This is a genomic window from Pseudomonas sp. VD-NE ins, assembly GCF_031882575.1.
Classification (GTDB): domain Bacteria; phylum Pseudomonadota; class Gammaproteobacteria; order Pseudomonadales; family Pseudomonadaceae; genus Aquipseudomonas; species Aquipseudomonas fluorescens_BZ.
On sequence record NZ_CP134772.1, the window covers coordinates 6248139 to 6265477 of the forward strand.

The following is a 17339-nucleotide window of genomic DNA, read 5'->3' on the forward strand; positions in this document are numbered from 1 at the left end:
TCAAGGGACGCTCCGCGTCCAGTGACGCGGAGCGTCACGGGCTGCATTCCCACGCAGAGCGTGGGAACGATCAACCCGATCCCTCCCGGGGGTTATTGGATTTCTTCAGGCTTTACGATCACCCAGTTCTTGTCCGCCGTCACCGGCAACCCTTCCTTGGCCTGCGCCGCCGCGTGCTTGGCCATCATGCCGTTCAACTGCGTCATGTACTTGTCCTTGCGGTTGATCCACAAGTGAATCCCGCCCTTGGCCACGTCAACATCGTGGAACAGCATGTAACCATCGCTGGTCGGGGTATCGCCGCCAACCAGTACCGGTTTTTTCCATTCATCAATGTAGGTAAGAATCGCTGCATGTTTGCCGGCCATCCAGGTGGCCGGGGTCCACAGGTACGGGGTCAGTTCGAGGCCAAGGTTGGCCTTCTCATCATATTTGCCGGCGGTGATCTGTTTGCGTGCAGTGGTCAGTTCGTTGGTTTCGCGATTCTTCAGCAGAGTAGTCACGCCGATGACGTTCTGCGGTTTGACGTTGTAGCCGTACTTCGGATCCGCCGCGACCATGCGCACCAACTCTTCCGAGGCGGCGGTCATCACGTAGACCTCGATGCCGTTCTCCATCAGCTTGTTGTAGAGCTCTTGCTGGCCGGTGAAGATCTTCGGCGGGTTGACGTCGAGTTTCTTCACCACATCGCCTTCGTAATAGGTCGCCGGCACCGGTTTGCCCGAAGCCATCAGCTCATCGACATAGCCCTTCAGCTCTTTGAGGGTGAAGCCGGAGAACACTTGCGCCACCCACGGGTAGCAGACCATGTCGTCGACTTCGCAGAGGCGATAGTAGTAACTGAACAGGCTTTCCTTGTGGTCGGCGGTGTCCTTGAACGGCATCAGTTTGAGCGAGGGGTCGAGTTTGTCGCGGGTGATCAGGCCCTTGTTTTCCATGAACGGCAGCAACGACTCTTCGAGGTCGTAGCGGTAACTGGTGTTGTCCATGTCGAACACCGCGTAGTTACCCTTGTTGGCGTTGGCCGCGATCATCGCGTCCAGCGCCTTGGCCTGATCGGCCGGCCAGTGTTTCAGGTCGGTGGCGAAGGCCTGAGTGGCCAGACCCATGCCCACAGCCAGTGCGACAGCCAGAAATTTCGGTGCGAACTTCATAAGCCTCTTCTCCCTGATTCAAAGAGATCGACGCTAACAAATAAGTGTGACAGTCCTCGCCTGTCAGCGACCGCCCACGTCCCTATTGCGCCAGATGCATTGCCGAGAGCGACACAGCCTTATTCCAAAAACGACGGACAACCTGTCATTTCGGTATTAAATCATTGCAAATCAAACTGTTAGGCTTGCCGGTTCGCAGTTGCCCAAGAATGCGACTGGCACAAGTCTTATCGGAGTTTTCATGAATCTGCCGCTGATCCTCAACCTGCTGGTGTTCCTCGCCCTGCTCTTCGGTCTGGCGCAAACCCGCCACACCACGTGGAGCCTGGCGAAAAAAGTCCTGCTCGCGCTGGCGATGGGTGTCGCGTTCGGCGTGGCCCTGCACACTCTTTACGGTGCCGGCAACCCGGTGCTGAAAGCCTCGATCGGCTGGTTCGATCTGGTCGGCAACGGCTACGTGCAGTTGCTGCAAATGATCGTCATCCCGCTGGTGTTCGCCTCGATCCTCAGCGCCGTGGCACGGCTGCACAACGCTTCGTCGTTGGGCAAGATCAGCTTTCTGACCATCGGCACCCTGCTGTTCACCACCGCGATTGCCGCGCTGATCGGCATCGGCCTGACCAACCTGTTCGGCCTCACCGCTGAAGGTCTGGTCGCCGGCACCCAGGAAATGGCCCGTCTGCAAACCATTCAGACTGACTACGCCGGTAAGGTTGCCGACCTGAATGTGCCGCAACTGCTGCTGTCATTCATCCCGCAGAACCCGTTTGCCGATCTGGCACGAGCCAAGCCGACGTCGATCATCAGCGTGGTGATTTTCGCCGCATTCCTCGGGGTTGCCGCGCTGCAACTGCTCAAGGATGACGTCGAGAAAGGTCAGAAAGTGATCAACGCCATCGACACCCTGCAAGCCTGGGTGATGCGTCTGGTGCGTCTGGTGATGAAACTGACCCCGTACGGCGTGCTGGCGCTGATGACCAAAGTGGTCGCCGGTTCCAACCTGCAGGACATCATCAAACTCGGCAGTTTCGTCGTCGTGTCGTACCTCGCTCTGGGCCTGATGTTTGTCGTGCACGGCTTGTTGGTGTCGGCGGCCGGGATCAACCCGCTGCGTTTCTTCCGCAAGATCTGGCCGGTGCTGACGTTCGCGTTCACCAGCCGTTCCAGCGCCGCGAGCATTCCGCTGAGCATTGAAGCGCAAACCCGTCGTCTGGGCATTCCACAATCGGTGGCGAGTTTTGCTGCTTCGTTCGGCGCGACCATCGGCCAGAACGGTTGCGCCGGTTTGTACCCGGCGATGCTGGCAGTGATGGTTGCGCCGACGGTGGGCATCAATCCGCTGGATCCGCTGTGGATCGCGACGCTGGTGGCGATTGTGACGTTGAGTTCGGCGGGTGTGGCTGGTGTCGGTGGCGGCGCGACGTTTGCGGCGCTGATCGTGCTGCCGGCGATGGGTTTGCCGGTGTCACTGGTGGCGTTGCTGATTTCGGTTGAGCCGCTGATCGATATGGGGCGCACGGCGTTGAACGTGAGTGGTTCGATTACGGCTGGCGCGATTACCAGTCAGGTGATGCAGCAGACCGATAAAGAACTGCTGGATGCTGATGAGCATGCGGAGTTGGCTCAGGCTTAAGTAGCGCCTGACAGACCGCTATCGCTGGCAAGCCAGCTCCCACAGTGTTCTGTGGTGAACACAGATTTTGTGAACACCTCTAGACCTGTGGGAGCTGGCTTGCCAGCGATGCTTTTAAGCTTTTTCCCAGATTTCGAAGTTGTACGCGGGCTTATCTTCAATCGCCGGATTCGGCACATTCGACACCAGCTTCCACTGGTGCAAATCAAACTCCGGAAACCACGCATCCCCTTCCGGGCTCAGCGCCACGCGAGTCAGATATAGACGATCCGCCTGCGCCAGCCCTTGCGCGTACAACTGCGCGCCGCCAATCAGCATTAGCTCATCGACGCCCTGCTCCTTCGCCCATTCCTCGGCGCGAACCACGGCAGCTTCCAGCGACGGATAAACCTCGGCACCTTCCAGCACCAGATCGGCCTGACGGCTGACCACGATGTTCAGGCGCCCCGGCAATGGTCGACCGAGCGAATCCCAGGTCTTGCGACCCATGATGATCGGCTTGCCCAAGGTGGTGGCCTTGAAGTATTTGAAGTCCCCCGGCAGGTGCCAGGGCATGCTGTTGTCGACGCCGATCACGCGGTTTTCACCGAGAGCTGCGATCAGGCTGAGAGGGAGTGATTTAGTCATGCCGGCGAGGATACCAGAGCCGTGCTTACCCCGATAAGCGCCACAGCGGTTATGCTCAGCGCTCATTTAAGCGACGGGATGCCGCGTGACTGAACTGACTCCACTGCAAAACCTCTGGCTCACCGAAACCGTGCGCCTGCGCGAAGAACACGCAGGCCCATTGGATGATCTGGAAGCCAACCGACTGGCGCGAACGGCCGGCGGCGATCTGCCGAGCCGCATTCAACGCCGGGCGTTATGGCTGGCCGAACGTGACGGACTGACGGCTGCCCTCAAACACTGGCTGCAAGGCGCGCGCCTGGCACTGCTATTGATGGTGGTGCTGGCCTGCGTCACTGGCGCCGGCATGGCATTTTCTGCGCTCGGCGACGGCACGCGAGCAGTGAACATTTTCTGGGCGCTGGGCACGTTGCTCGGGGTCAATCTGATCCTGCTGCTGAGCTGGGCATTCGGCCTACTGTTCGCCGGCGAACACGCTGCTGCGCTTGGCCGCCTGTGGCTGTGGCTCAGCGAAAAATTTGCCCGGGACGCCAAAGCCGCGCAATTACCCCCCGCATTACTGGTCTTGCTGCAACGCCACAAACTCAATCGCTGGGCGATTGGCTCGCTGGTCAACGGCCTGTGGCTACTGATCATGCTCAGCGCGTTGAGCATGCTGATATTGATGATGGCCACTCGGCAATATGACTTCATTTGGGAAAGCACGCTGTTGGGCGCAGACTTTTTCGCGGCACTGACTGATGCGTTGACGGTCATTCCCCATGCGCTGGGCTGGAGTGCGCCGAGCGTGGACATGATTCGCGTGACGCTGGACACCGATTACAACCGCGTCCTGGTTCGCCAGATGTGGGCGATATGGCTGGTCGGCGCGGTGCTGATCTATGGCGTGCTACCCCGTCTGCTGCTGATGCTGTTCTGCCGTTGGCGCTGGAAACGTGGGCGTGATCGCTTGCGTCTGGAGCTGAACCTGCCCGGCTACGCGCAATTGCGTGAGCGCCTGATGCCGACCAGCGAACGCCTCGGCGTCAACGATCCGGAGCCGGCGCAACTGCACCGGGTCGAAAGCAGCGTCGGCGAACTCGCCAGTGAAGGCGCATTGCTGGTGGCCATCGAACTCGACGAACAACGCCCATGGCCGCCCGCGCTGCCGAAAAACGTCAGCAACGCCGGCATCCTCGACAGCCGAGAATCGCGGCACAAACTGCTCGAACAACTGAGCCGCTTTCCGCCGGCACGCTTGGCGATTGCCTGCGATCCTCGGCGCTCACCGGATCGCGGCAGCCTCGCCTTGATCGCCGAACTGGCGCGCAACGCCGGAGAAACCCGCGTCTGGCTGCTGCAAGCGCCGCCCGGTGAAGCACTGGATGCCGAACGCCTAGGCGACTGGCACATCGCGCTGCAACAGCTGGAGTTGTCCTTCGCCGATTGCGCGCCGTTGAACTGGCTGGAGAGCGGTCATGACTGATGCCTGGAAAGCGCCGCTGAAACTCGCGGTGGTCGGCCACACCAACGTCGGCAAGACTTCGCTGTTGCGCACGCTGACCCGCGACGTGGGCTTTGGCGAGGTGTCCCATCGCCCGAGCACCACGCGGCATGTCGAAGGCGCGCGGTTGTCAGTGGATGGCGAGCCATTGCTCGACCTCTACGACACGCCAGGACTGGAAGATGCCATCGCGCTGCTCGACTTTCTCGAACGTCTGGAGCGCCCCGGCGAACGTCTCGATGGCCCGGCACGGCTGGCGCGTTTTCTCGACGGCAGCGAGGCGCGCCAGCGTTTCGAGCAGGAAGCCAAAGTGCTGCGGCAATTGCTCGCCTCCGACGCCGGTTTGTATGTGATCGATGCGCGCGAACCGGTGTTGGCCAAGTACCGCGACGAACTGGAAGTGCTCGCCAGTTGTGGCAAACCGCTGCTGCCGGTGCTGAATTTTGTCAGCAGTGCCAACCATCGCGAGCCGGATTGGCGCGAGGCGCTAGCGCGGCTTGGGCTGCATGCATTGGTGCGTTTCGACAGCGTAGCGCCGCCGGAAGATGGCGAGCGGCGGCTGTATGAAAGTCTGGCGCTGCTGCTGGAAAATGCTCGTCCGCAATTGGAGCGATTGATTGCCGATCAACAGGCCCAGCGCCTCGCCCGTCAGCAAAGTGCGGCGCGTTTGATTGCTGAATTATTGATCGATTGCGCCGCGTGCCGACGCAGTGTGGTCAGCGAAGCTGCGCAGGAACAGCAAGCCATCAGCGAACTGCGCAAGGCTGTGCGTCAGCGCGAGCAGAAGTGTGTTGAGGCGCTGCTCAAGCTCTACGCGTTCCGGCCACAGGATGCGGCGGCGAGTGATTTGCCGTTGCTGGATGGGCGTTGGGGCGATGACCTGTTCAACCCGGAAACCTTGAAGCAACTCGGTGTGCGCGTGGGCGGTGGCATTGCTGCCGGTGCGGCGGCGGGGGCTGGGGTGGATTTGCTGGTTGGCGGGATTACCCTCGGCGCGGCGGCGCTGGCAGGTGCGATTGCCGGTGGTGCGCTGCAAACGGCGCGCAGTTATGGCAGCCGTCTGCTCGGCAAGATCAAAGGCCAGCGTGAACTGACGGTGAATGACAGTGTGTTGCGACTGTTGGCATTACGCCAGCGGCAGCTGGTGTTGGCGCTGGATCAGCGCGGGCATGCGGCGATGGACGCGGTTCAGGTGGCGACCCCGCAGGATAAAACCTGGCGTGAGGGCAAGTTGCCGGAGGCGCTGGGCAAGGCACGGGCGCATCCACAGTGGTCGTCGCTCAACCCGCATCCAAAGCTGAATCAGGCTGAGCGGCAGGAGCAGATCGAAAGGCTGTCGCTGCAGCTCTGATTCGATCGATCATCAGCGCCAGTTGAATTTCACGTAAGCGGTGCTCATCTGCGAGACAAGTTTCTGGTCCACCGCATCCTGATCGCCGTCGTTATCCACATCGAAGTTGATAACCCAATCCAGCTTGCCGTCGTTGTCGGTGTCGTAGTTGGAAGCGGTGTAGACGATGCTTTGATCATTCGGTTTACCGGTGCCCTCATGAAAATGCAGGCGGACCGTGTCCGGTGAGCCGTCCTTGAAAGAATCCTCGGCAAATATCTTCAGGTAGCGCGTCCAGGTGTTACCGCTATTGAACCAGTTGAGTTTCAAATAGACGTCTGCAAAAGACTTCAGCAGACGCTCGTCCTTGAGGTCTTGCTTGCCATCATTGTTGGCATCACCCGCTTGGAAATCGATTTTGCCATCGGCGGTGATATCCAGCGCATAAGCCCGATGAATGAGGGTGTCCTCGGCTTCGTTGCTTTCCTCGAAAAAATGCAGCAGCACGGTGTCGGGTCTGTTGTTCAAACTTCTGTCTTGAGCGGTGACTTTCAAATAGCGCATGCGGATCGATCTCGTGGATAGAAGGAGCAACCAAACTAGCCCAGACCTCCCGCCTTCTCTGTAAGACTGGTCCTTTTGTCTTGTATGACCGTTCCGGAAAGCCATACCCGAAGTCGTCAAGACCTTAAGTCCATCACCACCACCGCCCTCCTCTCCGCATGCGTAACCTGACAGCTCACATCACAAGCCGTGGCTGATCACTTCCATTTAAACTTGAGGAAAATTTCAGCAAGAGCCGCTACCAATCGATCATCCACCGCATCGATGACACCATCCTGGTTGATATCGTGGTGAATGTTCCATTCGAGCTTGCTGTCATTGTCGAAGTCATACGCGGCGTGCCATGAAGCCAGCGTACGCTGCGCCATCGGCGTGCCTTCGTAGAGGTGCAGCCGAACGGTGTCCGGCGTACCGTCAGCGTAAAAGTCTTCGGCGTAAATCTTCATGTAACGCTTGCCTGTCGCGCCACAATTGAACCAGTTGAGCTTGATAAAGGTGTTGGCAAACGCTTGCAGCAGGCGTTGATCTACCGCGTTTTCCTTACCGTCGCCGGTCACATCGCCAAATTTGAAGTCGACCTTGCCGTCAGCATTGATGTCCAGGGCAAGCGCGCTGTTGATCAATGTATCCTCGCAGGCATCGACCTTATCGCGAAATTCGAGCAGCACAGAATCGGCTTTACCGTTGCCGCAGCGATCCTGGGCGATGACTTTCAAATAGCGCATGAGCATTCCTTGCATGAATAAGAGGCTCGAACCCTACCCCGCAAAGTCACCGCCCTCTGTCGCCGTAAACCGCCGCGATGTGTAGGGGGTATCGCTATCGCGTGTGTGTAAACTCCGATTAACGCGAAGGAGTTCCAGTGTCAGCCAACAGGGCAGCTGCTTTTCTCTTCAATAACCAGAGATCAATCACCGGCACCGCCCTCTCCTTGGCCAGCTCATCCCACTGCCGCATCCGCAGGCTGACGGCACACAGCGGATCCCGATCAAACACCTGCGCTTCAGCCTCGGTCATCACCCCGCCCTGATACTCCAGCGTCCGCCGACTCGCCTCACTCAGCCGATCAAAATACCCCGGCTCACGCAACGTCAGATACCGCTTGGCCTGCACGTGATATTCCACCAACCGCGCCATGCGCTCGCTGAAACCGGCTTCACGCAAATAATCCGCGCCCAGCCGTTCATGACTGACCACACCATAACCGCCCATATTTTCCGCGCCCTCGGCACACAGATGGCCGATGTCATGAAAGAACGCCGCCAGCACCACTTCATCATCGAAGCCCTCGACGATGGCGAGTTCGGCAGCCTGGGACATGTGCTCGATCTGCGAACACCGGTTCGCCGATGTAATCGCTGGTGCCGAAGCGTTCGTACAGCCCGAATACCCGGGCAATGACTTGCTCGCGACCTGTCATTCAATCTCCTCCAGCAACTGCGCAATGTTGCGTTCGGCCATGGCCGGGCCGACGCTCATGCCAACACCGGTGTGCATCAGCGCGACACTCAAGCCCGCTGCCGGGCGCAGAAACGAAAACGGCCCCGGGCCTCGAGAACCATAGACGCCCTGCCAGCGCTCGACCACTTGCACCTTGCAGCCCAGCGTCTGCTCGGCCAGTTCGAGCATCCAGTTATCCACTTGCTCGGCGTTGAATGGTGAAGGGTCGCTGCCGTAGTGGTGCGAGTCGCCGATGATCAGTTCGCCGTAGGGCGTCGGGCTGATCAGCAGGTGGATACCGTTGTCGTGCAGGTGCGGTTGTTCGCGCAGGATCTGCGCCTGCACCGCCGCCGCTTCCGGCAGATCGGAGAAGGCGCCGTAGTGCACGCAGCTCAGGCCGGTGAGCAAGGCGTGTTGCAGATTCAGATCAATCTGCGGCTTGGCACGGAGCATTTGCAGGCGGCAGATTTGCGGGTCGAGCGAGGCGATCGGTTCGGCCAGCAAGGTCTGATAATCGTGGCCGGAGCAGACAATGATCTGCTTGGCGGTAAAACTGCCGGCGGTGCTGTGCAGACGCCCCGGTTCGACGTCGCGCACCAGCGTCGAAAAATGAAATTCGACGCCGAGGTCGCGGCGCAAGTAATCGATCAGCATCGGGATCGCTTCGCGCGAGTACAACTGTTGATCGTCGATGCCATGGAGGGCGGCGCGGTGGTGGCTGAACTGGCCGTTGTACAAGTCACGCAGTGCGGCGCCACGCAGCAAGTCGACGTGGTAACCGTGCTCCACCGCGCGGCCGGCGCAGAAGGTTTCGAGCAGGTGTTCTTCGGCTTCGGTTCTGGCGAAGAGGTAAGAACCGTTGCGCCTGATTTGCAGCCCGGCGAGTTGCGCCCAGTCGCCCCATATCTCGCGGCTGGCCTTGGCCAGTTCAAGCATCGGGCCGGGTGGCTGGCCGGTGACCAAGGCCTGGCCGAAGTTGCGCACCGAGGCGCCGAGAGGGGTGGCGGTGCGTTCGAAAACAGAGACTTTGAGACCGCGTTTGGCGGCGGCGTAGGCGTGTGACAGGCCGAGAATACCGGCGCCTACGATGAGCAGGTCTTTGGGTTGCGTCATTGAGAAGTGTCCTGCATGAGAGACCGTCATCGCTGGCAAGCCAGCTCCCACAGGGTTTAGAGGTGTTCACAAAATCTGCGTCCACCACGAATCACTGTGGGAGCTGGCTTGCCAGCGATGAGGCCCTGTCAGTCGATAAAAATCTTACTTGGCAGCGACTTTCTCGGACTTGCCGTCATAACGCTTGCGCCACTCGGTGAGGATCTCGTCGCGATTCTTCGAGGCCCAGGCAAAGTCGTTCTTGATCAGACGCTGCTCATAATCCGCCGGCAGTTCGGTCTGCGGCTTGGCAATCCCCGGCTGTGCAAGAACAGCGAAGTTCTCCTTGTACAGATCCATCGCCTCGGCACTCGCCGAGAAGTCAGCCAGTTTCTTCGCCGCCTCTTCATGCGGCGTGCCTTTGATCACGGCAGTCGCTTCGATCTCCCAGCCCAGGCCTTCCTTCGGCAGAATGATGTCCAACGGCGCGCCCTGACGCTTCAGCTGTACGGCCGGGTATTCAAAGGAAATCCCGATCGGGAACTCGCCCGCCGCCGCTAACTTGCACGGTTTTGAACCGGAGTGAACGTACTGGCCGATGTTCTGGTGCAGACCGTCCATGTACGCCCAGCCCTGCTTCTCGCCGAAGGTTTGCAGCCAAGCGCTGACGTCAAGGAAACCGGTGCCGGACGAGGCCGGGTTGGGCATGACGATCTTGCCTTTGTACTCAGGCTTGGTCAGATCCTGCCAGCTCACCGGTTTGCTCAAACCCTGCTTCTCGGCCTCGACAGTATTGAAGCAAATGGTCGCGGCCCACACATCCATGCCGACCCACGCTGGCGGGTTGGCAGCGTCGCGGTAGTTCGCGCCGATCTTGCCGAGGTCCTTCGGCGCGTAGCTTTGCAGCATGCCTTGCTGATCGAGGATCGCCAGGCTAGAAGCCGCCAGGCCCCACACCGCGTCAGCCTGTGGACGGGCCTTTTCGGCGAGCAGTTTGGCAGTGATGATCCCGGTGGAATCGCGCACCCATTTGATCTCGACGTCCGGGTTGGCCTTTTCGAAGGCTTCTTTGTAGGACTTCAATTGCTCGGCTTCGAGGGCGGTGTACACCGTCAACTCGGTTTTTGCCGCGAAGGCATTCAGGCTGAAAGTAGCGAGCACAGCAGCGGCCAGGGCCATAGGCTTGAACATGATCGTTTTCCTGTAAGTGAGTTGAATCAGTGACCGGGCGCGGTTTGCCGCCAGGCTTGAGAACGGCGCAGCAAGCCGCGCGAAGCCCACGCCAGCAGCAAGGACACGCCCGCCGAAGTGAACAGAATCAGGGTCGACATCGCCGCCGCGCCGCCGACGTTGCCGGCGTCGTCCATGTTCAGCACGGCGACCGCCGCGAGGATGGTGTCGGGGCTGTAGAGGAAGATCGCCGCCGACACCGTGGTCATCGCCGAGACGAACAGGTAGCGCACGATGTCGAGCAGTGCCGGCAGACAGATCGGCACAGTGACGCGCAGGTAGTGCCGATACAGTGGTGCTTTGAGCGACAGCGCGGCGGCTTCGAACTCGGCGTCGAGCTGGCGCAGCGCGGTGGTCGCGGTCATTTGCGCGGTGGTCAGGTAGTGCGCAATGGTGCAGACGATCAGCAGCGTCATCGTCCCGTAGAGCACATGCAGCGGGTTGCCGGTCAAGTTGAAGAAGAAGACGTAACCGAGACCGAGCACCAGCCCCGGCACCGCCATCGGCACGAAACTGAGCATGCGCAAGGTCAGATTCAGCCCGGGCTGGCTGCGGGTCTTCTCCATCAGGTAGGCGCCAGTGAAGATCAGCACGCTGCCGATCAGCGCTGTGCCCAAGGCCATTTTCAAACTGTTGCTGTAGGCCAGCCAGCCACCGCCGGCGGTTTCGTTGAACTGATAGTGATTGAGCGACAGCGACAGGTTGTACGGCCAGAACTTCACCAGCGACGAAAACACCGCCATGCCGAACACCAGAATCAACGCCGCGCTGATCAACAAGACAATCGCCAGATAGCAGCCGTCGCGCAGTTTCGACGGTGCCGGTTTGAACACCTGCGCCCGCCCGCTCATGGAGTCGCCGTGACGCCGACGCAACCAGGCATCGACACCGAAGCTGAACAGCGCCGGCAGCAACAGCACCATGCCGATCAACGCGCCACGACCGAATTGCTGCTGGCCGACCACGGCTTTGTAGGCCTCCAGCGCCAGCACTTGGTAGTCGCCACCGACCACCACCGGCACACCGAAATCGGTGATGGTCAGGGTGAACACCAGACAGAACGCGGCGAACACAGCCTGTCGCGTTGCCGGCCAAGTGATGCTGCGAAACGCCTTGGCCGGACTGGCGCCCATGCTCGACGCGGCATCGAACAAGCGCGCATCGGCCAGCGACAATGCCGAGAGCAGAATCATCAGCGCATGGGGAAAGGTGTAAATCGCCTCACCCAGCACAATTCCCCAGAAGCCATAGATGTTGTCCGAGAGCAGCCCGCGCAACATGCCCTGGTTGCCGAACAGATAAACCAGCGCAATCCCCGGCAGCATCGACGGCGCCATCAGCGGCAGCAGGGAAATTCCGCGCCAGATGCCCTTCGCCGGAATCATTGTGCGTTGCAGCGCGTAGGCAAACAGGTAAGCCAGCGGTACGACGATGGCCGCAACGCTGAGGGAAACCTTCAGGCTGTTGCCGAGCAGCCAGTGGAAATTCTCGCTGGTCACCAACTCCTTCGCCGCGAGCCAGCCACCGCCCTGCCCGGCTTCACTGCTGAAACCGCGCCAGAAGATCGCCAACAACGGCAGCAACACCGCGATACCGAGCAACAGCAGCAAGAGGATTTTGCCGCCGACGACAAAAATGCGGTCGCCAATCTCGGCTTTCGAAGACTGTCGCACCTGCTTGTGCGGTAGCGGCAGCGCGAGGTTGCTGTTCATCAGGCAAACACCTGCAGGCTGCGCGGCGGCAAGGCGACCATGATCTGCTGGGCGCCGAGACGCGGCATGGCTTCCGGGGCGAGTTCGGCAAGCAGTGCGTGGCCCGGCAATTGATCGAGTTCGAAGCTCATGCGGCAGCGGTTGCCGAGGAAGGTGATCTCGCGGACTTTGGCCGGGAACAGGTTTTCTTCGTGCACTGGTGGATTAACGTTGATCGCTTCCGGGCGGCAGAACAGTCGGCCCGAGGCACTGTGCACACTGCCGTCGGCCAGGCGCAGGTTCATCCCGCCGACCTGCGCGTGAGTGTCGCTGCTGCGCTGGAACGGCAACCAGTTGCCCTGGCCGACAAACTCGGCCACGAACGGCGTGGCCGGGCGGTTGTAGATTTCTTGCGGGGTGGCGTACTGCTCGACGCGGCCGTTATTCATCACCGCGATACGGTCGGCCATCAGCATGGCTTCGTCCTGATTGTGCGTGACCATCAGGGTGGTGATGCCGAGGTTGCGTTGCAGCTGGCGCAGCTCGGTGCACAGATGCTCGCGGACGCGAGCATCGAGGGCGGACATCGGTTCGTCGAGCAACAGCAGCGACGGTGCCGGCGCCAAGGCCCGAGCTAGAGCAACGCGCTGCTGCTGGCCGCCGGACAATTGGCCGGGGTACTTTTTCTCGCTGCCAGTGAGGCCGACCAGTTCGAGCATCTGGCCGACGCGCCGGCGTACTTCGTCGCGACCGCTGCCGGCGAGTCCGTAGGCAATGTTCGCTTCGACGGTCAGATTGGGGAACAGCGCGTAGGACTGGAACAGAATCCCGTAGTCGCGGGCTTGCGGAGCGAGGTGCGAGACATCGCGCTCGCCGAGGTACAGCTCGCCGCGGTCCTGTTTCTCCAGACCGGCGATGCAGCGCAGCAACGTGGTCTTGCCGCAGCCCGACGGGCCGAGCAGGCACACCAGTTCACCGGCGGCGACGTCGAGGGAGACGTTATCCAGCGCAGTGAACGCGCCGAAGCGTTTCTGCACGCCGCGCACTTTCATCGGCGCGCCGGGGTTGGTCAGGGCAGTTGCGATGGCAGGATTCATGGACAGACCTCATCAAGCAGATGGGGCCAATCCTAGAGTTGTAATGCGTCCGTCATGTGGCAACGAGGCAAAAACGGCCGATAGTGGTATTCGGGGATTTTGGTTCACTACCGATCGTTCCCACGCTCTGCGTGGGAATGCCTCATCGGACGCTCCGCGTTCGGCTCTTGGGACGCAGAGCGTCCCGGGCTGCATTCCCACGCGGAGCGTGGGAACGATCATTACGCAGGGGACATTTCCTGGGCCAAGCCGAGGAACGCCGCCGGCAACCGCGCGCCCTTCCTCTCCTTGAGGCAATACAGATATTCGGGAATCTGCGGAGCATTCTCGATCGTCAGCACGCGTAACTGCGGATCATGCGGCACTTCCTGCCGCGCAATGATGCTGATGCCGATATTGCGCAGCACCGCCTCACGGATCGACTCGCGGCTGCCAATCTCCAGCAACGGGCCGTAACTCACCCCGGCAGTCGCCAACAACTCTTCGGTCAGCCGCCGTGTAGTCGAACCCGACTCGCGCATCAACAGCGTATGCCCGGCCAATGCGCTCAACGCGACATGCTCCTGCGCCGCCAGCGGATGATTGCGATGCACCGCCAGCACCAGCGGATCAGTACCGAGCACCCGACGAATCAACCGCGCGTCATCGAGCAATTGCGACGACGCGGCGATATCCACCCGATAGTCCTCCAGCGCTTCCAGCACCTGCTGCGAATTACCGATTTCCACCGACACTTCCACCTGCGGCAGACGCTCGCGAAAGGTTTTTACCAGATCGAGAATGTAATACGGCGCCGTCGCGGCAATGCGCAAAGTGCCCTGCACCTGACCGCTGTTGCGCAGGAAAAACTCGATGTCAGCCTCTTGCTGCAACAGCGTCTTGACCATCGGCAGCAGCCGCGCGCCTTCGTCACTGACGCTGAGGCGTCGACCGCCGCGATAAAACAGCTCCACCGAATACTGACTTTCCAGATTGCGGATCTGCGTGGTCACGGTCGGTTGGCTGAGGCCGAGTTTTTTCGCCGCCAGCGTGATGCTGCCCAAGCGGGCGACCATGTAAAACGCTTTCAGCTCGGCACTCAGCACAACCATCCCTCATCGTCTATTTGCGCAGTAGACGCAAACCATTGAACACCACCAACAGGCTCACGCCCATGTCGGCAAACACCGCCATCCACATGGTGGCGAGCCCGGCGAAGGTTACCGCAAGAAAGATAGCCTTGATCACCAGGGCCAACGCGATGTTCTGTTTCAGGATGCTGGCGGTATTGCGCGACAGGCTGATGAACGCCGGGATCTTGCGCAGATCGTCGTCCATCAAGGCGACATCGGCGGTTTCAATCGCGGTGTCAGTGCCAGCGGCGGCCATGGCGAAACCGATCTCGGCGCGGGCCAGTGCCGGCGCATCGTTGATGCCGTCGCCGACCATACCGACTCGCCGGCCCTGTGCATAAAGGTCTTCGATGGCTTGCAGCTTGTCCGTCGGCAGCAAGTCGCCACGGGCCTCGTCGATGCCGACCTGCGCGGCAATCGCTTGCGCAGTGTGGACGTTGTCGCCAGTCAGCATCAGGGTTTTCACCCCGAGTTCATGCAACTGGCGGATCGCTTCGCGGCTGGTTTCCTTGACGGTATCGGCCACAGCAAACAGTGCCAGCGGGCCGGAGCCGTCGAGCAGCAGCACCACGGATTTACCCTGCTTTTCCAGCGCGAAGAGTTTTTCTTCCAGCGCGGGCGAGCACAGGCCCAACTCTTCGACCAGACGATGGTTGCCCAAGTGATAAGTCTGGCCGTTTATTTCGCCTTTGACGCCCCGCCCACCCAGCGCTTCGAAGTTATCCACAATCAGCGCGGCGAAGTTTTTATCCACAGCTGCGTTGGCGATGGCCAGCGACACCGGGTGATCGGAACGACCGGCCAACGCAGCGGCGATGGCCGGCGCCGTGGCATCGGCGGTTGAGTCGAGGGACAGATAATCGGTCTGCACCGGTTTACCATGGGTGATCGTCCCGGTTTTATCCAGTGCCAGATAATCCAGTTTGAAACCGCCCTCCAGATACACGCCGCCCTTGACCAGAATGCCTTTGCGCGCCGCTGCCGCGAGGCCGCTGACGATGGTCACCGGCGTCGAAATCACCAATGCACATGGGCACGCGACCACCAGCAGTACCAATGCGCGGTAGATCCAGTCGAACCACACGGCGTCCATGAACAGCGGCGGAATGATCGCCACGGCCAAGGCAAACAGAAACACCACTGGCGTGTAGATTTTCGAGAATTGATCAACGAAGCGCTGGGTCGGGGCGCGTGCGCCTTGGGCTTGTTCGACGGCGTGGATGATCCGCGCCAGGGTCGAGTTGTTCGCTGCTGCAGTGACTGCGTATTCCAGCGAACCGGCCTGGTTGATGGTGCCGGCGAAGACTTTGTCGCCGACGGTTTTTTCTACCGGCAGGCTTTCCCCGGTGATCGGCGCCTGGTCGATGGTCGAACTGCCGCTGAGCACTTCGCCGTCCAGCGCAATGCGCTCGCCGGGCTTCACTCGCACGCGGGCGCCGAGTTCGACGCTTTTCACGTCCTGCTCAATCCAGCTGCCGTCAGCCTGCAACACCGTGGCTTGCTCCGGCGTCATCTGCATCAAACCGCTGATCGCGTTGCGTGCACGGTCGAGCGAGCGCGCTTCGATCAGCTCGGCGACGGTGAACAGGAACATCACCATCGCTGCTTCCGGCCACTGGCCGATGAGGATGGCGCCGGTGACGGCGATGCTCATCAGCGCGTTGATGTTGAGGTTGCGGTTCTTCAGGGCGATCCAGCCCTTTTTGTAAGTGGTGAGACCACCGCTGAGGATCGAGATCAGCGCGATGATCGCCACCACCCAGGTGGGTGCAGCGTTGGTGAAGTGAATGACTTCGGCAGCGAGGGCGCCGACACCGGACAGCGCCAGCGGCCACCAGTGTTTTTTCACTGGCGCCGGGGCTGGCGCTTCGACGCCCGCCTCCAGTGGCTCGGCGTGCATGCCGAGGGATTTGATCGCTTCGGTGATCGGCTCGGTACCCGGCAAATTGTGGGTCACGCCGAGCACGCGATTGATCAGATTGAATTCCAGTTGTTGCACGCCGGCGAGTTTGCCGAGCTTGTTCTGGATCAGCGTCTGCTCGGTCGGGCAGTCCATCGCCTCGATACGGAAACTGCTCAGCCGCGCGTCGGCGCTGGTTTTCTCGCTCAGTTGCACCAACGCAGGCGCGGCGGCGTTCGACGAGCAGCAAGAATCTTCGTGCGCATGAACCGGTGCCGGTGCTGCGACTTTCGACCCGCAGCAGGAATCGCCGCCCTGTGAATGCTTATGCACAGGCTGCAATTTATGACTGTGGTCGTGTCCGTCGCCGGGTTTGTGGGTGTGCTGGGAATCGCTCATTGGTCGCGTCCATGAAGGTGCCTGTTGCCAAGTAAAGACCCTGTAGCCACTATAGGGTCAAGCACCCTTTTGGAGATTGTCGTCATGAAGATCGGAGAACTGGCCAAACTCACCGACTGCGCCGTGGAAACCATCCGCTATTACGAGCGCGAAAACCTCCTGCCGGAACCGGCCCGCAGCGACGGCAACTACCGCGTCTACACCCAGGCGCACGCCGAACGCCTGACTTTCATCCGCAACTGCCGCACCCTCGACATGACCCTCGAAGAGATTCGCAGCCTGCTGACTTTGCGCGACAGCCCGCAGGATCAATGCGAAAGCGTGAATGCGTTGATCGACGAACATATCCAGCATGTGAAGGCGCGGATTGATGGCTTGTTGGCGTTGCAGACACAACTGCTCGACCTGCGCCAACGTTGTGGCGAAGGGCCGATGGCCGATCAATGCGGGATTTTGCAGCGGCTGGAAGTGAGTGGCGGGGTTGTCGCAACCGAGGTCGAACACTCCCACGTGGGCCGCAGCCACGGCCACTGACGTTGGCGCTCGTTCCCATGCTCCGCGTGGGAATGCCGCCATGGACGCTCCGC

General features: G+C 60.6%; 14 protein-coding genes and 1 pseudogene. 4 read left to right on the top strand and 11 right to left on the bottom strand.

Annotation, left to right across the window (positions count from 1 at the left end; genetic code table 11):
* Positions 1-92 precede the first annotated feature (92 nt).
* Positions 93-1154, bottom strand: a complete 1062-nt coding sequence (locus RMV17_RS27955) for a hypothetical protein (protein WP_016983215.1) — start codon at positions 1152-1154, stop codon at positions 93-95.
* A 241-nt stretch (positions 1155-1395) separates the two neighbouring features.
* On the opposite strand from RMV17_RS27955, the gene RMV17_RS27960 reads away from it, so the two are divergent.
* Positions 1396-2787, top strand: coding sequence for an L-cystine transporter (locus RMV17_RS27960; RefSeq protein WP_311884079.1), 1392 nt, complete (start codon positions 1396-1398; stop codon positions 2785-2787).
* A gap of 114 nt (positions 2788-2901) precedes the next feature.
* On the opposite strand, the gene RMV17_RS27965 is transcribed toward RMV17_RS27960, so the two are convergent.
* The gene (locus tag RMV17_RS27965; RefSeq protein WP_108225060.1) at positions 2902-3414 is read right to left on the bottom strand and encodes a dihydrofolate reductase; all 513 of its coding nucleotides are present in this window, start codon (positions 3412-3414) and stop codon (positions 2902-2904) included.
* Positions 3415-3499: 85 nt separating this feature from the next.
* Here RMV17_RS27965 and RMV17_RS27970 point away from each other — a divergent pair, with 85 nt between their 5' ends.
* Both RMV17_RS27970 and RMV17_RS27975 read left to right on the top strand, forming a co-directional pair.
* On the top strand, positions 3500-4879 hold the full coding sequence (locus RMV17_RS27970) for a DUF2868 domain-containing protein (RefSeq protein WP_311884082.1): 1380 nt from the start codon (positions 3500-3502) through the stop codon (positions 4877-4879).
* Entirely contained in the window at positions 4872-6248 is a 1377-nt protein-coding gene (locus RMV17_RS27975) for a GTPase/DUF3482 domain-containing protein (RefSeq protein ID WP_311884084.1), read from the top strand. The genes RMV17_RS27970 and RMV17_RS27975 overlap by 8 nt, the downstream gene beginning before the upstream one ends.
* Before the next feature lie 12 nt (positions 6249-6260).
* Here the strand turns inward: RMV17_RS27975 and RMV17_RS27980 are convergent, their stop codons facing one another.
* The 9 genes and pseudogenes from RMV17_RS27980 to RMV17_RS28020 form a co-directional block, all read right to left on the bottom strand.
* Positions 6261-6791 (bottom strand): hypothetical protein, encoded by a 531-nt coding sequence (locus RMV17_RS27980; protein WP_311884086.1) that lies wholly within the window; start codon positions 6789-6791, stop codon positions 6261-6263.
* A 197-nt stretch (positions 6792-6988) separates the two neighbouring features.
* Positions 6989-7516, bottom strand: a complete 528-nt coding sequence (locus tag RMV17_RS27985; RefSeq protein ID WP_311884087.1) for a hypothetical protein — start codon at positions 7514-7516, stop codon at positions 6989-6991.
* Positions 7517-7634: 118 nt separating this feature from the next.
* Positions 7635-8211 (bottom strand): annotated as a pseudogene (locus tag RMV17_RS27990) (phosphonate degradation HD-domain oxygenase).
* Positions 8208-9344, bottom strand: coding sequence for a TIGR03364 family FAD-dependent oxidoreductase (locus RMV17_RS27995; RefSeq protein WP_311884091.1), 1137 nt, complete (start codon positions 9342-9344; stop codon positions 8208-8210). The pseudogene RMV17_RS27990 and the gene RMV17_RS27995 overlap by 4 nt, the downstream one beginning before the upstream one ends.
* A 144-nt stretch (positions 9345-9488) precedes the next feature.
* Positions 9489-10514 (bottom strand): putative 2-aminoethylphosphonate ABC transporter substrate-binding protein, encoded by a 1026-nt coding sequence (locus RMV17_RS28000; RefSeq protein ID WP_034153698.1) that lies wholly within the window; start codon positions 10512-10514, stop codon positions 9489-9491.
* 26 nt (positions 10515-10540) lie between these two features.
* Positions 10541-12265 carry a putative 2-aminoethylphosphonate ABC transporter permease subunit gene (locus tag RMV17_RS28005; protein ID WP_311884093.1) on the bottom strand — a complete coding sequence of 575 codons (1725 nt, stop codon included), beginning with the start codon at positions 12263-12265 and terminating at the stop codon, positions 10541-10543.
* Positions 12265-13341, bottom strand: coding sequence for a putative 2-aminoethylphosphonate ABC transporter ATP-binding protein (locus tag RMV17_RS28010; RefSeq protein WP_311884095.1), 1077 nt, complete (start codon positions 13339-13341; stop codon positions 12265-12267). Before RMV17_RS28010 ends, RMV17_RS28005 begins: the two co-directional genes overlap by 1 nt.
* 221 nt (positions 13342-13562) lie before the next feature.
* Positions 13563-14426, bottom strand: a complete 864-nt coding sequence (locus tag RMV17_RS28015) for a LysR family transcriptional regulator (protein WP_129396185.1) — start codon at positions 14424-14426, stop codon at positions 13563-13565.
* Between the two features lie 16 nt (positions 14427-14442).
* Positions 14443-16752 carry a heavy metal translocating P-type ATPase gene (locus tag RMV17_RS28020; RefSeq protein ID WP_311884097.1) on the bottom strand — a complete coding sequence of 770 codons (2310 nt, stop codon included), beginning with the start codon at positions 16750-16752 and terminating at the stop codon, positions 14443-14445.
* An 84-nt stretch (positions 16753-16836) separates the two neighbouring features.
* On the opposite strand from RMV17_RS28020, the gene cadR reads away from it, so the two are divergent.
* Complete coding sequence (cadR, locus tag RMV17_RS28025) at positions 16837-17286, top strand: Cd(II)/Pb(II)-responsive transcriptional regulator (protein WP_034153703.1); 450 nt, start codon at positions 16837-16839, stop codon at positions 17284-17286.
* Positions 17287-17339: the final 53 nt, after the last annotated feature.

Coding starts and splice junctions, on each gene's coding strand:
- RMV17_RS27980 (WP_311884086.1), bottom strand. CDS start 6,791: ATGCGCTATTTGAAAGTCACCGCTCAAGACAGAAGTTTGAACAACAGA.
- RMV17_RS27975 (WP_311884084.1), top strand. CDS start 4,872: ATGACTGATGCCTGGAAAGCGCCGCTGAAACTCGCGGTGGTCGGCCAC.
- RMV17_RS28010 (WP_311884095.1), bottom strand. CDS start 13,341: ATGAATCCTGCCATCGCAACTGCCCTGACCAACCCCGGCGCGCCGATG.
- RMV17_RS27985 (WP_311884087.1), bottom strand. CDS start 7,516: ATGCGCTATTTGAAAGTCATCGCCCAGGATCGCTGCGGCAACGGTAAA.
- RMV17_RS28000 (WP_034153698.1), bottom strand. CDS start 10,514: ATGTTCAAGCCTATGGCCCTGGCCGCTGCTGTGCTCGCTACTTTCAGC.
- cadR (WP_034153703.1), top strand. CDS start 16,837: ATGAAGATCGGAGAACTGGCCAAACTCACCGACTGCGCCGTGGAAACC.
- RMV17_RS28020 (WP_311884097.1), bottom strand. CDS start 16,752: ATGAGCGATTCCCAGCACACCCACAAACCCGGCGACGGACACGACCAC.
- RMV17_RS28005 (WP_311884093.1), bottom strand. CDS start 12,265: ATGAACAGCAACCTCGCGCTGCCGCTACCGCACAAGCAGGTGCGACAG.
- RMV17_RS27955 (WP_016983215.1), bottom strand. CDS start 1,154: ATGAAGTTCGCACCGAAATTTCTGGCTGTCGCACTGGCTGTGGGCATG.
- RMV17_RS27995 (WP_311884091.1), bottom strand. CDS start 9,344: ATGACGCAACCCAAAGACCTGCTCATCGTAGGCGCCGGTATTCTCGGC.
- RMV17_RS27960 (WP_311884079.1), top strand. CDS start 1,396: ATGAATCTGCCGCTGATCCTCAACCTGCTGGTGTTCCTCGCCCTGCTC.
- RMV17_RS27965 (WP_108225060.1), bottom strand. CDS start 3,414: ATGACTAAATCACTCCCTCTCAGCCTGATCGCAGCTCTCGGTGAAAAC.